This window comes from Methanothrix soehngenii GP6 (assembly GCF_000204415.1).
GTDB lineage: Archaea > Halobacteriota > Methanosarcinia > Methanotrichales > Methanotrichaceae > Methanothrix > Methanothrix soehngenii.
This window is the reverse complement of the sequence record NC_015416.1, coordinates 1,753,802-1,766,573: the sequence shown is the minus strand read 5'-3', so window position 1 is coordinate 1,766,573 and position 12,772 is coordinate 1,753,802. Positions and strand designations below refer to the sequence as shown.

The 12,772-nt window shown below is 52.4% G+C and carries 11 protein-coding genes and 2 tRNA genes; 7 read left to right on the top strand and 6 right to left on the bottom strand.

The window, feature by feature from the left end; translation table 11 throughout:
* Nucleotides 1-909: an ABC transporter ATP-binding protein gene (locus MCON_RS08905; protein ID WP_013719661.1), complete on the top strand. Its 909-nt coding sequence runs from the start codon at nucleotides 1-3 to the stop codon at nucleotides 907-909.
* Entirely contained in the window at nucleotides 906-1,964 is a 1,059-nt protein-coding gene (locus MCON_RS08900) for an ABC transporter permease (RefSeq protein ID WP_013719660.1), read from the top strand. The genes MCON_RS08905 and MCON_RS08900 overlap by 4 nt, the downstream gene beginning before the upstream one ends.
* Nucleotides 1,965-2,022: 58 nt before the next feature.
* Here MCON_RS08900 and MCON_RS08895 read toward each other — a convergent pair whose 3' ends face one another.
* The 4 genes from MCON_RS08895 to MCON_RS08880 all read right to left on the bottom strand — a co-directional run bounded on the left by MCON_RS08895 (nucleotide 2,023) and on the right by MCON_RS08880 (nucleotide 6,180).
* The gene (locus tag MCON_RS08895; RefSeq protein ID WP_013719659.1) at nucleotides 2,023-2,856 is read right to left on the bottom strand and encodes an NAD(+)/NADH kinase; all 834 of its coding nucleotides are present in this window, start codon (nucleotides 2,854-2,856) and stop codon (nucleotides 2,023-2,025) included.
* Nucleotides 2,843-3,661 carry a bifunctional fructose-bisphosphatase/inositol-phosphate phosphatase gene (locus MCON_RS08890; RefSeq protein ID WP_013719658.1) on the bottom strand — a complete coding sequence of 273 codons (819 nt, stop codon included), beginning with the start codon at nucleotides 3,659-3,661 and terminating at the stop codon, nucleotides 2,843-2,845. Before MCON_RS08890 ends, MCON_RS08895 begins: the two co-directional genes overlap by 14 nt.
* A gap of 73 nt (nucleotides 3,662-3,734) precedes the next feature.
* Nucleotides 3,735-4,922 (bottom strand): RNA-guided endonuclease InsQ/TnpB family protein, encoded by a 1,188-nt coding sequence (locus MCON_RS08885; RefSeq protein WP_013719657.1) that lies wholly within the window; start codon nucleotides 4,920-4,922, stop codon nucleotides 3,735-3,737.
* A gap of 40 nt (nucleotides 4,923-4,962) precedes the next feature.
* On the bottom strand, nucleotides 4,963-6,180 hold the full coding sequence (locus MCON_RS08880; RefSeq protein WP_232844383.1) for an IS110 family RNA-guided transposase: 1,218 nt from the start codon (nucleotides 6,178-6,180) through the stop codon (nucleotides 4,963-4,965).
* A 549-nt stretch (nucleotides 6,181-6,729) separates the two neighbouring features.
* On the opposite strand from MCON_RS08880, the gene MCON_RS08875 reads away from it, so the two are divergent.
* Together MCON_RS08875 and MCON_RS08870 are read left to right on the top strand one after the other, a co-directional pair.
* A complete protein-coding gene (locus MCON_RS08875; RefSeq protein WP_048133104.1) occupies nucleotides 6,730-8,280 on the top strand; it encodes a sodium:solute symporter family protein in 1,551 nt (516 codons plus the stop codon).
* A gap of 122 nt (nucleotides 8,281-8,402) precedes the next feature.
* Nucleotides 8,403-8,476: transfer RNA gene (locus tag MCON_RS08870), tRNA-Val, on the top strand.
* 34 nt (nucleotides 8,477-8,510) lie between these two features.
* Here the strand turns inward: MCON_RS08870 and MCON_RS08865 are convergent.
* On the bottom strand, nucleotides 8,511-9,755 hold the full coding sequence (locus MCON_RS08865; RefSeq protein WP_013719655.1) for an MgtC/SapB family protein: 1,245 nt from the start codon (nucleotides 9,753-9,755) through the stop codon (nucleotides 8,511-8,513).
* Nucleotides 9,756-9,846: 91 nt separating this feature from the next.
* On the opposite strand from MCON_RS08865, the gene MCON_RS08860 reads away from it, so the two are divergent.
* The 3 genes from MCON_RS08860 to MCON_RS08850 all read left to right on the top strand — a co-directional run bounded on the left by MCON_RS08860 (nucleotide 9,847) and on the right by MCON_RS08850 (nucleotide 12,521).
* Nucleotides 9,847-10,521: an endonuclease III domain-containing protein gene (locus MCON_RS08860; protein ID WP_013719654.1), complete on the top strand. Its 675-nt coding sequence runs from the start codon at nucleotides 9,847-9,849 to the stop codon at nucleotides 10,519-10,521.
* A 28-nt stretch (nucleotides 10,522-10,549) separates the two neighbouring features.
* A tRNA-Glu gene (locus tag MCON_RS08855) sits at nucleotides 10,550-10,624 on the top strand.
* A gap of 298 nt (nucleotides 10,625-10,922) precedes the next feature.
* Nucleotides 10,923-12,521 (top strand): IS1634 family transposase, encoded by a 1,599-nt coding sequence (locus tag MCON_RS08850; RefSeq protein WP_083804763.1) that lies wholly within the window; start codon nucleotides 10,923-10,925, stop codon nucleotides 12,519-12,521.
* Here the strand turns inward: MCON_RS08850 and MCON_RS08845 are convergent.
* A complete protein-coding gene (locus tag MCON_RS08845) occupies nucleotides 12,492-12,746 on the bottom strand; it encodes a type II toxin-antitoxin system HicB family antitoxin (RefSeq protein ID WP_013719653.1) in 255 nt (84 codons plus the stop codon). The genes MCON_RS08850 and MCON_RS08845 overlap by 30 nt on opposite strands.
* Nucleotides 12,747-12,772: the final 26 nt, after the last annotated feature.

Here is a 12,772-nt window from a genome sequence, read left to right as displayed (position 1 = left end):
ATGGCAGTCGATAAAAGCCCGGCCGTCTCGGCCCGCGGCGCGACCAAGAGCTTCGGACAGTTGAGGGTATTGGACGGGCTGGATGTGGACATTCCCCGCGGGGTGACCTACTGCCTCCTGGGGCCCAACGGCTCGGGCAAGACCACATTCATCCGGGCGATAGTCCGGTTGCTCCGCCTGGACTCTGGAGAGCTGAGGGTTCTGGATCGGCCAGTCTCTGATGTGGAGGAGATCTACTCCCGGATCGGCTATATGACCCAGCATAAGGCCCTCTATCCCGACCTGACGGTGGAGGAGAACATGCAGTTTTATTCCGGGCTCTATGGCATAAAGGGCCAGGATCGAGAGGACAGGATTGAAGAGCTGCTGAGAATGGTCGACCTCTCCGAACACCGCAAACGCCTGGCAGGAGCCCTCTCCGGCGGGATGTACCAGAGGCTCTCACTGGCCTGTACCCTCGTCCACCGGCCTGAGCTGCTCTTGCTTGACGAGCCCACTGTAGGGATAGACCCCCGCCTGAGGAAGACCTTCTGGGAGTATTTCCAGAGCATGGCCGAGGCGGGAAAGACGGTGATCATCACCACCCACCTCATGGATGAGGCGGAACGGTGCCAGATGGTGGGCTACATGCGGGCGGGAAGGATGGCCGCCCAGGGCAGCCCGGAGGAGATTTTGAACCAGGCAGGCCTGGGGCCCAGGCTCCGTCTCTGGCTGGCCCAGCCGGAGGATGATGCTATTCTGCTGCAGTCGCTGGGATTTGAGGCAGAGATCGATGGTGGGGTGGTGACGGTCACCCTCAAGAGCCATGCTCAGATCAAAGATGTCTTGGCCCAGATATCTCCCCGGGATATCAGGCTTTCTGAGCCCAGGCTGGAGGAGGCTTTCTTGCGCCTCTCGGAGGGGGCATGAAAAGGCCAAAACCGGAGCGTGTGGGCGTTGTTGCCCTGAGGGTCGTCCGTCAGCTTAAAAGAGACCGGCGCACCATCGGCCTGATCCTGTTCGCTCCTGTCGTCCTGATGATACTCTTCGGCTATGCCCTCTCCGGAGAGATGACAGGGGTTCAGCTGGGTCTGGTGGACGGCGGAGGCCATGAACCGTTGCGTGACTACATCGCATCCTTAGACGACTTCGATATCCTCTATCTTGGCTCGCAGTCGGACGCAGAGAAGCTCATCTCTGAGGGCAGGCTGGATGGTGCGGTAGTCATCCAGCCAGAAGAGGTGGGGGTTTTGCTTGACTCCAGCAGCCTGCAGATCTCGGAGAGGGTTATGGCTGCGGTGCAGACCGGAGTGAGCAGGGAGGTGTCGATCCGGACCGATTCATATCCGCCCATCATCACTCGCTACATCTTCGGCTACGACCTGGAGATGATCGATACCATCGGCCCGGCGATTTTAGGCCTGGTGGCATTCTTCTTCGCATTCATCATCGCCGCCATATCCTTTCTCCGGGAGAGGACCTTGGGGACGCTGGAGAAGTTCATGGTCTCGCCCCTGAGCCGGGTGGAGATCGTCTCCGGCTACATCCTGGGCTTCAGCCTGGTGGCCATTATCCAGTCGGCAACCACTCTTTTGATCGTGATCTATTTATTCGGCGTGCCAATGAAGGGAAGCCCTCTGGATGCTTTCGCCATAATCCTCTTGCTGGGCGCAGGCGCACTTGCTCTGGGCTCGTTCGTATCCAACTTCGCTAGAAGCGAGTTTCAGGTGGTGCAGTTCATCCCCATTGTAATCATTCCTCAGATAGTGCTGTGCGGGGTGTTCTGGCCGGTTCAGTCCGTTCCGGGTTTCCTCCGCCCCATCTCCAACATTCTGCCCCTGACCTATGCCAGCGACGCCCTGAGGGCGATAATGCTCAAGGGAGCATCGTTGTATCAGATCTTGCCGGATCTCATCTTTTTGGGAGCCTTCTTCATGCTGATGTTCATCGCTGCCACGCTGATGCTTAAAAGAGAGGTGGGCTGAAGGCTGGCGGCATTAGCATGATATGGCGAATTGAGAGCCAGCTCGATTGCCTGATTGCCTAGGCCAGCTTGCTTTTCACCTTGGCGTAAAAGCCGTCCTTTGCAGCCTTCACAAACCTGGCCGGGGTCTTGGCTTTGCTTATCACTATTGAATCCTTAGTGGATATGTTCGTCGAGCTCTGGCCGTCAACCACCACCAGCGCCTCCTTCTCAGGCAGCTTGAGCCGGACCTCGATGACGCTGTTCCCGGGCATCACCCAGGGGCGGCTGGAGAGCTTGAAGGGGGCCATGGGAACCAGGACGATGGCATCCACCCGGGGGTCGACGATGGGCCCTCCGGCGGACATGGCATAAGCGGTGGAGCCGGTGGCAGTGGCTATGATCACCCCATCCGCCCGGAAGTCCTCCATCAGGGAGCCGTCAACCAGGATCTCGAACTCGATCATCTTGGCCGGGCTGGCGGTTAAAAAGGCGATCTCATTGGTGGCACGGGGCATGCAGACCCCGTTCAAAAGCAGCTTCAGCCGGGAACGCTCGTCCACCACGAATCCCGAAAGCAGGCGCTTTATAGTCTCCAGAGCATCCGCAGGCTCCACATCCACTAGAAAGCCCAGGGTGCCCATGTTTATCCCCAGTATTGGCACCGGATCTGCCATCTTATGAATAGTCCTGAGTATGGTGCCGTCTCCTCCTATGGAGACAATAAAATCCACTTTCAGCCGTTCCATCTCCTGAACGGATGAGGGCGGCCTTCCAATCGTTAGGGCGAGATCCCCGTCTGCCAGGATCTGTACACCGCTATTCCAGGACTCGATCTCATCCATGAGCCTCTCTGCCAGCAAGACAGACTCCTCCTCCCTGCGGGAGACAAATCCGATCCTAATCGCAACCACCGTCTATTAGCTTAAGCAGATCCTCATGCCGCAGGCCATTGGAGCCGACGAGACACCTCTTCTGCCACATGTCTCCTGCCATATGGAGCTGGTTTCCATCTGAATCGGATACCCTTCCACCCGCCTCCTCGATGATCAGGATACCAGCAGCCACATCCACCACCCTCATCATCCCCCGCAAATCGACAAATGCATCCAGCATTCCCCTGGCGACCAGCGCCATCTCCAGGGAAGCGCTCCCCAAGGTTCGAATCCTCCTAACCCTGTTTCCTATTCCAGTTATGCGGCCGGTGTTAGGCCTGATGGTATAGGCAGAGATGCTGAAATTCTTGAAGTCCTCATTCCGGGATACGCATATCCTCTCTCCCGATCCGGCATAAGCCCCTCTGCCCGCTTCAGCATAGAATCTCTGCCCTCGGGCGAGATCATAAATGTATCCCAGCCGGCAATCATCCCCGCTGATGTAGATTGACAGGGCGTAGAATGGTATGCCAGAAATGGCGTTGAATGTCCCATCCAGGGGATCGAGATGAAGGAAATGGTCGGGATTTTCGCCTATCCTCACCTCTCCCCTCTCCTCGCTCAGCACCAAAAAGCCCATGCCCGACGACTGCAACACATCCAGGACCGCATTCTCTGCTGCGCGGTCGATCACCTTGGTGGGAGTGCCGTCTGCACCCATGTTCACCATCTGCCCGCCGGACGCGGTGCCGATCATATCCCGGATAGAGGAGGCCACAGCTCTAGAGGCGTCATCGCAAAGCCCCAGAAGTCTGTTGCCGGAGGTGGAAAGTAGCTCGCTCATCCCTCAAGATGTGGCGAGATCACTATAAAAGCTCTCAGGTCAACTACCGCGTCCTGAAGGGCGCGGCTTGCGACTACGCAAAAAGTCGTGTCGCGTCTGGTGGGCTGACTAAACCACCCTGAGACTCAAGGATATACCTCAAATCTCGTGTTCGGTGCTCGATGTTCATAGCACCAACTCTATCGGCATGGGTCTCGTAACCGCATTTTTCGCATCGGAAGGCTACACCACGGCGGTTATTTCGGCTGATGTGGTTACATCTGGGGCAGGTTTGGGAAGTATATTCAGGATTTATGTAAATTACAGCTATCCCGGCTTCTTTGGCTTTATATTCCACAAAAGCCTGTAGTTGCCTGAATGCCCAACTGCTATGCTCGTACCTGAATTCTGTAGAGACCTTGTTTTCCGTTCTCTTTCTGATATCCGTCAGATCTTCCATACCGATTGCCGAAACACCGTTATCTGTAGCGAATTTCACCAGGTCCTTGGATACCTTATGATTAACGGCGGTCATGAACCGTGTCTCTCGGCCCGCTATTTTTTTGAGAGTTCTCATAGAGGACCGAGTGCCCAAATAACGACCACCTGCCTTCTGTAATCTCCGGCGTTCCTTGGATCGGATGTTCCTGTGGTTCTTGATCTCACCACCTGCGAAGAACTTGCATTGCTTGTCTGTGGTAGATGCAACCGCCAGGCAATTAATGCCAACATCTACCCCCATGAAAGTGGATGCATCGACTATATTCCTGTCTGGAATATCCTTCGCACAGGCCAAATGGAAAAAGTAAGCTCCGTTTTTGTGTAAACAAAGCTTGGATGCTAGATATTTCCAGGACCCGTCGAAGTATCTCTGAGCATATCGATAGTTCAGGAGTTTGTATCTCCTGCGCCCTGCCAGTGTGGTTATGCTCAATGTATCTCCAGATATGCCGAAATCGCGTTCAAACGAGAATGTTGCGGATGTTGGATCGAAATCCAGGAGTTGCCATTCAGACTCCTTTTTGTCGATCTGACTCTGAAGTGTCTTGTAAGCTCCTGATACCTGGCGGGCCACGTTGCAAGCCATTTGCGATTTCAGGTTAAGATTGTTCCGTAGATGCTTGTAAGTCGCTTTTTGGAGCTGTCCACTTCCAATGGGCTTACCGATGTCGAACGCAATTTGTGAGGCATAATTCATGCCGCGAGAGAAAGTTGCTAGCAGCTCGGCTAGATCATTATCTGGCACATCTAGCTTCAGGACAATGGTCTTTATGAGCTGCATTATCAGGTATGTTTGATATGAAAATGGGCCTTACGCATACCTATGCAGCCGCTATTTCTGAGGTGCATGTCCTTACGACCTCGTATCCTGCCTTTTCAAGTAATCTGATCATCGACCGTTCTTTTCTCTTCGTCGCTCGTTCATTAGCTTCCTCGGCGCCTGTATCTTGATAAGGTGCTCCAGTTTTGAGAACACGGTAGATGTCCATGAGCATGCGATGCGCTAGAGCCACAAGAGCTCTTTTCTTGCCTCTCCGTCTGACAATATTTTGATAGAAAGCGTTATAGGTGGAGCGTTTGACCTTTGAGGCAGCCCATGCGGCCTCAGCCAACGTTCCTTTCAAAAAAGAATTTCCTTTTTGGGTTTTTCCGCTCTTTTTCTTGCCAGCACTTTCATTATTGCCTGGACAAACTCCCGCCCAAGAAGAAAGATGTGCTTCGTCAGGGAACTGAGACATGTCTGTCCCGATTTCTGCCAGGATGGCAGATGCGCTGACCTTACTGATTCCTGGAATCGATTGGATCAGGTTAGACTCCTTTTGAAAAGGGATCATTTTTCTCTCGATCTGTTCATCGATTTTTGCGATTTGCCTGGCAAGATGATCGAGATTCTCCATATGCATTTTTAGGAGGAACCTGTGATGATCAGTTAATTTTCCATCAAGGGCTTTCTCCAGCAGATCAACTTTCTTCTTGAGTGAGCCTTTAGCCAACTGAGAGATTTCCTCTTTGGAAAGCCTATCCTTTTCCAGAAGAGATCGAATCATAGCCATTGATGAAACGCCAGAGATCTTGGATACAACCGAGCTGAGCTTGATATTCGATGATTCTAACACTTTTGTCAGTCGATTCTTCTCTGAGGTCATCATTCCAACCAGCTTTCTTCGAGTGCGATTGAGATCACGCAACTCTCTGATTTCTCTTGGCGGAATGAAGCTGTTGGGAAGCAGTCCATATCTCAGCAATTTGGCGATTCTCTTGCAATCCATGATGTCGGTTTTCTTTCGAGGAATGGCCTTGAGGCGCTGAGCATTGGCAAGAACTATTGTGAACTCTCCTTCCATTATATTGAAGATCGGTTTCCAATAGACGCCGGTGCTTTCCATGCCGATTGTTGTGACATTATATTTCTTCAGCCAGGATTTCAGGTCTTCGAGATCTGAGGTCATGGTTGAGAAGGTCCTGATCTCGAACTTCGGAGATTTCTCAAGAGGGCCATGAGCAATGCATACGTCTACTTTCTTCTCGTGAACATCCATTCCAGCGCAACTATCCAGAACCGGCTCCATGCTAAATCTCCTTGAGATGGGCAGAGCAACATGTTATTTCTTTAAATTTGATACGCGTGCCTGTATGGCGACATTCATGGGTACTAACTGTTGCTCAAGGCAGTTTCACTCACGGGGACTTATGAATCCTCCAGAAACGCTTCGCCTTTGATTACCTGTCTCATAATTTAGGCTGATGATCATTCCTGGATATAAACCTAAACCCACATTTTCATGCCTCATGGGTGCCTGGCCAGGCATGACGGTTTCACTCAATGCCATATAAAGTTATTGTAGGTGAGGATATTCGCACGCGCTCCTCCCCACCGTGAACGATGGGGACTCCGCGCTGCTATGAAGTTGAACACCCTCAGTTCAGAACGGTTAGCTTTATTAGATCCTCAATCTGAACCATGCTCACACGTAACACTATGGAGGGATTAATCTGATCTTAGGACTACCGACAGAGACGTTCATAGGAATCATCATTGTACCAGTATTCATCTCGATTCTGCTCCTGATATGGGCTTTGAGGTGGTGATGGATATGGATATTACCACGTTGGTTGTTGTTGCTGTCTATTTCATAGGGCTCATCGCCATTGGAGCTTTCGCTTCCAAGAAGATTAAAAACTCCGAGGACTTCTTGGTGGCGGGAAGGAACCTGGGATTCTGGACCTTCACTCTTCTCGTGGTATCCAGCATCTGCAGCGGCATGACCATCCTGGGGGTGGCGGGTCTGGGATATGCCACCGGCTGGCCGAGCATCTGGGAGCAGATATTCGTCCCCCTCTGCGCTGCGGTGTGCATACTGTTCTTCGGCTCGAAGCTTCACGCGGTCGCCGCCAAGACCGGTTATGTGACCATGCAGGATTATTTTGCCCACCGCTTCTACAGCCCCCGGGGGATCAGAGGAACATCCGCCATAATCGGGGTTTTCATCTCCATCATCTATCTGGTGGGCCAGTACATCTCCATCAGCATGGTCTTGTCATGGCTTTTCAAGATACCCTATCAGTGGGCTCTGGTGATCGGTGCGGTCATCGTCATGGGCTACACCATCCTGGGAGGGCTGTATGCCATCGGCATGGCCTCATTGATCCAGGGGATGATGATTCTCTTGGGGGTGCTGCTCGTCGGTCCGGCGGTGATCGATGCTGCCGGCGGATTGACCCATGTTAATACCGTCTTAGCGGAGATGGATGTCAATATGACCCACCTGTGGTATCCCCAGGTCCACCCGCCCTATGCCGGCTATGCCTTCATGACCCCCATGTACCTGGTCTCCTTCTTCTTCCTGCTCACCTTCGGCCTGGCAGCAGCTCCTCATGTGGTAAACAATGTGCTGGCCGCAAGAGAGGACCGGTACTTCAAGTGGGCCCCCCTTGCCGCTTTCGTCATCTATGCGGTGATCATGTACATTTGCAAGATCACCGGGTTTGCTGCCCGATCGATGGCCGAGGAGGGGATGATTGCCATGCCTACCGGGGTCTCCAATCCTGCAGACTACTCTTTCATTGTGGCCTCGGAGTATGTCTTTCCGGGGATATTCGCCCCTCTGGTGGCGGTGATAGTCCTATCCGCTGTGATGTCCACAACCGACCGCTTGATGCTGACCATAGGAAGCTATGTCAGCTGGGACATATACCGGCAGTTCATCAACAAGGAGGCCTCGGAGAAGTCGATCACCCTGCTCAGCCGGGCGGCGATAGTCGCCTCTACGGTTATCACTCTGTACCTGGCCTGGTCCAATCCCCCGGAGCTATTGGCCTGGCTGATCTGGATGGCCATCGGAGTGATGCTGGCCTGCTTTGTAACACCGCTGTTCGCCGGGCTGTACTGGCGGCGGGCCACTCGGGAGGGGGCTCTGGCCTCGATGATCCTGGGACTGGTGGGGACGTTCGCCTTCAGCTATTATGCCAAGTTCATCGCCCCCATGCCCATGCACCCCAGCATGTACGGATTTGTCATCTCAGTGGCAGCGATGATCGTGGTCAGCCTGGCCACGGCCAAGCCCTCGAAAAAGCTGCTGGATGAGACCCGGACGGGAATGTTCATCCGCGGAGAGGAGGAGCGAAAAACCAGGTCCTGAATTATGCAGTTGAGAAAACTCAGAATAGCCCAAAAGGTCGCGAGCTGCCCGGCAGCCGGCCGGGCTTGTTCGCCCGGGCTAAGCGATAAGATCTAATATGACGAGCAGATAGTAAAGGGGCAGGGCCCGTGGTCTAGCTGGTTATGACATCGCCCTTACACGGCGGGGATCACGCGTTCGAACCGCGTCGGGCCCATCTTTTCTTTTTCCTATATTATATCAAGATCTCTTTAGATCAGGAGCATTGAGAGGATTCCAGCCAGGGCCATGGGCAGAAGGATTGCCGCTGTCCGGTTGCCGAATTCTCTGCTCCCCAGGAGATAAGCCATTCCCAGTTTCACCAGGGTGTTGGCGATCACCGCCAGGGTGATGGAGGTGGCAGCCATGCTGGGAGTAAGGGTCGACCGGGCTAAGGTGGCCATGCTCAGGGTGATGGCATCGACATCCACGAGACCTGAGAGTATGCTGGCTGCATAGATTCCCGTATCCCCAAAGTACAGGCCGGCAAGGCGGGAGATGATCAGGACCAGGGCGAAGAGCGAGCCCAGCTTGAGGGCGGGGAGGATGCGGAAGGGATCGGAGACCTTCACCTCGCCCCCCTGGGGCGGGCTTTTGCGGTGAGATATGTAGGCAAGGGCAACGCCTACAGCGGTCATGGTCAGGAGGGGTATGAAAAGGTCTGGCAAAACTTCCTTGTTTACTATTGCGGCGATGAAAAAGACTCGGGGAAAGACAGTGCTGCTGGCGATGGCCGTGGCGAAGACGGCGGAGGATAGTAGCTGGGGATTGATCTTCGACTCCTCCGCCAGGGAGGTGGTGACGGCGATGCTCGAGGCCAGGCCTCCCAGGATGCCGGTCAGTGTAAGGCCTCTCTCCGCCCCCAGGATGCGGATGAGGATGTAGCCGGTGTAGCCTATCAGGCTGACCAGGATCACGAAGAGCCAGATCTGGCGGAGGTTGATCACCCTCCAGGGGTCGACGGCCTCCAGGGGCAGTATGGGATAGATCACCAGGGCGATTATTCCCATCTTGAGGGTGTCGAGCAGGTCCGCCTCGTTCAAGGCCTCGACGTAGCGGTGTGTGACCGTCCGGGTGGCCAGGATCCAGGTGGTGATGATTGCCAGGGAGACGGCCAGGGCGATCTTATCAGGATCATTGGCCAGCATTCCCAGGACGAATGCAACCACTGCGGCCACGGCGGCTGTGAGATCTATCCTTCCCAGGGAGCTGACGGCGGAGGCGTAGCCCACCGCCACCAGAATGATAAATGAGGAGAGAGCGCCGACGGCAAAGAGGGATCCATAGTGGGCGGCCAGGGTGGCGGACAGGGCGCCTAACAGGGAGATCAGGATGAAGGTCCTCAGGCCTGCTACGCCCCGGACCTTCTCCTCCGCCAGACGGCGCTGGCGCTCAGTGCCGATGAGAGCTCCAATTAGCATGGCCACTAGAAAGGGGTAGATGTCCACAAAATCCATTTGCTCTCTATTTAATTCACAGGTTGATAAATTTTTGCTGACTGGTTGTTCGCAATAAGCTTTAAGGCAAAAGGAGCCAGTCTCCGCAGGGATGGCAAAGCAGAAGGTCGGCGATAAGGTTCTAGCTTGCATTCGTATTCTGGAGGAGGAGTATGGCGTTCCCCTGCAGGATCATATCGATCCTCTGGACCTTTTGGTGATGACCATACTCTCACAGAATACCAGCGATATCAACAGCCTGCGGGCGTTCGCCAATCTGAAGAGGGACTACGGGAATTATGAGTCGCTCCTTTTGGCCCCAACGGAAGAGGTGGCGGACTGCATCCGGGAGGGGGGTCTGGCGAATATCAAGGCCCTGCGGATACAGGAGGTCCTCCTCAGTATAAAGAGGGACCGGGGGGCGATGGATATCGGCTTTCTGGAGGGGATGGATAAGGACGAGGCCATGAGCTACCTCCTGGACTTGCCAGGCGTTGGGCCGAAGACGGCGTCTATTGTCCTGCTCTTTGCCTTTGGCATGCCGTTCATGCCCGTGGACACCCACGTATTCCGGGTCTCGCAGCGGCTGGGCCTTGTTCCTGAAAACCTATCGCCGGAGAAGGCGCAAAAAGCCCTGGAGAGGATAGTCCCCCCCGAATGCTACCACTCCTTTCACCTGAACCTGATCCGCCACGGGAGGCAGATCTGCCGAGCCCGTGGGCCGAAGCATGAGGAGTGCGCACTGAAGGAGTGTTGCGACTGCTTTCTACAGGGCCAAAAGCCTTAAATGATAGTAACAACTACCCCCCATCCGCGCTCCGGTAGTGTAGCTCGGCCAATCATGTAGGACTCTCACTCCTTCGACTTGGGTTCAAATCCCAACCGGAGCATGAATTTCCAATTTTTTGATACTATTTTGTCCGTTAATATTTGATTTAATGAATGAAAGGTGCAAGTTTACAGAGACTCAGATTGATGAAAGCCATTCATCGCGGCTTATCTCGGCCTGCTTCAGGATCTTCTTGAGCAGGCCAACACCAATATCCTGTTTATGCGGATTCGGCAAATCAACAGTTAAATCCCCTGCCCGTTAATAGGACCCACATCCCGCAGGTGGCATTTCTTTTATGAAACATTTTTATGTTGACATGATCTTTTAAGTGGAAAAGGGATATGAAGGGGCTTGAAATGAAATTATCAACGCTATCGCTTGACCACTTAGGTTTAGTTGCCGCGATATTCGATGCTTTGGGAATTTCAGAGGTGATTGATGAATCGATTCCTAAGACTCGTAACTGCAAACTGAGCCATTCTGCGATAATAAAAGCAATGGTGATCAACGGATTGGGTTTCGCGGAACGCAGACTGTATATATTTCCCAGCTACTTTGAAAATTTAGCGCTAGAACGTCTTTTTAATCCTGGTGTTGTCCCAGAAGATTTTAACGAGGATGTTGTCGGCAGAACCCTCGACCGGATCAATAAATTTGGCTCGACGGCTCTTTTCAATAATATAGCCATGAAATGCATGCAACAGCTCGCTTTTGGCACTAATATCTACCATGTTGATACCACGAGTTTTGGTGTTCATGGCGATTACGAAGGACTGGACTGCAATCCTGCTATGGAGATAACTCTTGGTCATCCTAAAGACGGTCGCTGGGATCTAAAACAGTTCATTGTGAGCATGGTGACCAATCAATGCGGTATTCCTCTCTTTGTCCAGGCCCATTCAGGAAATAAATCGGATAAGAAAACTCTTATTGAGACGATTCAGATGTTCAAGTCTAATCTGGACTTCTCCGGAAAGAACTACTTTGCGGCAGATAGCGCCCTCTTCAGTTCCGAGAATATTCGTCTTCTTGGCGATAGCACTCTATGGATAACTCGCGTTCCAACAACCGTTCGTGAGGTTAAAGATCTTCAGAGACTAGATCTAGAGATGAAAACATGCTCTGATGATCGATATAGTATCTTTGAGACGGAAATTAACTATGGAGGAATAGATCAGAAGTGGGTTGTGGTCGATTCCAGAGAAATGCATGCTAGTAAGGCAAAGACTTTCGATAGACGGATCGGCAAAGAGTTCACTGAAGCGCGAAAATCGCTTAAGAAACTGGGATATATAGTTTTTGCGTGTGAAGCTGATGCCAGAAAGGCTGCAGATCGATGGATATCGGAAAATCCTCATTTCACACTAACTGGCTTAAGTATATGTGAAATCTCCAAACGCATCGACTCAAAGAGAGGCCGTCCAAAGAAGGATGAGCAGCTTGAGAAAGGCTATCTCATTGAAGGAGAAGTTCAGCGAAATGAGGCAACGATCGCTAACGAGAGATCTAGACTTGGCAGATTCGTCCTGGCGAGTAACGATAAGACTCTCGAGGGGGAATTGATGCTTCAATATTACAAAGGCCAAAACGCTGTCGAGAAAGGCTTTCGATTCCTAAAAGACAAAAGCTTCCGAGTGGCAGAAGTCTATCTCAAGAAAGAGGAAAGGATCGAAGCTCTATCCATGATAATGGTTCTATCTCTGTTGATCTATTCGATTGCAGAATGGATGATTCGGAAGAGGCTGAAAGAATCAGGAGAAACTGTGTTAAACCAGCTAGGGAAACCCACGCAATGTCCTACGTTGAAATGGATATTCCAAAAGTTCAGGAATATAAATGAGGCAATTATTGAACTGAAGGGATCGGTTCATCGAGAGGTCATTAATCTAAATGAAGAACAAATTAAAATTATCAAGTTGTTCGGCCTAGGATGTGAAAAATGCTATATCGGATGAGAGACATGCGGGATGTGGGATAGGAGGTATGGCTAAACCCAATCGCAGTCTTAAGGCTATCCAGCCTTCGATGACGCCCTTCAAGTTCTCACCACATTCTTCCAGGGTTTTTCCTGTAGCCCACACTCCTCGAAGTTCGGTGATCTCGCCGTAGAAAAGCTCTTGGTCTTCGATGATCTCATGAGTTGCCTTTGATAAAGCCGCTTGGATATACTCAGCGAACATAGCACTATTCCTCATGCGCCCTTAAG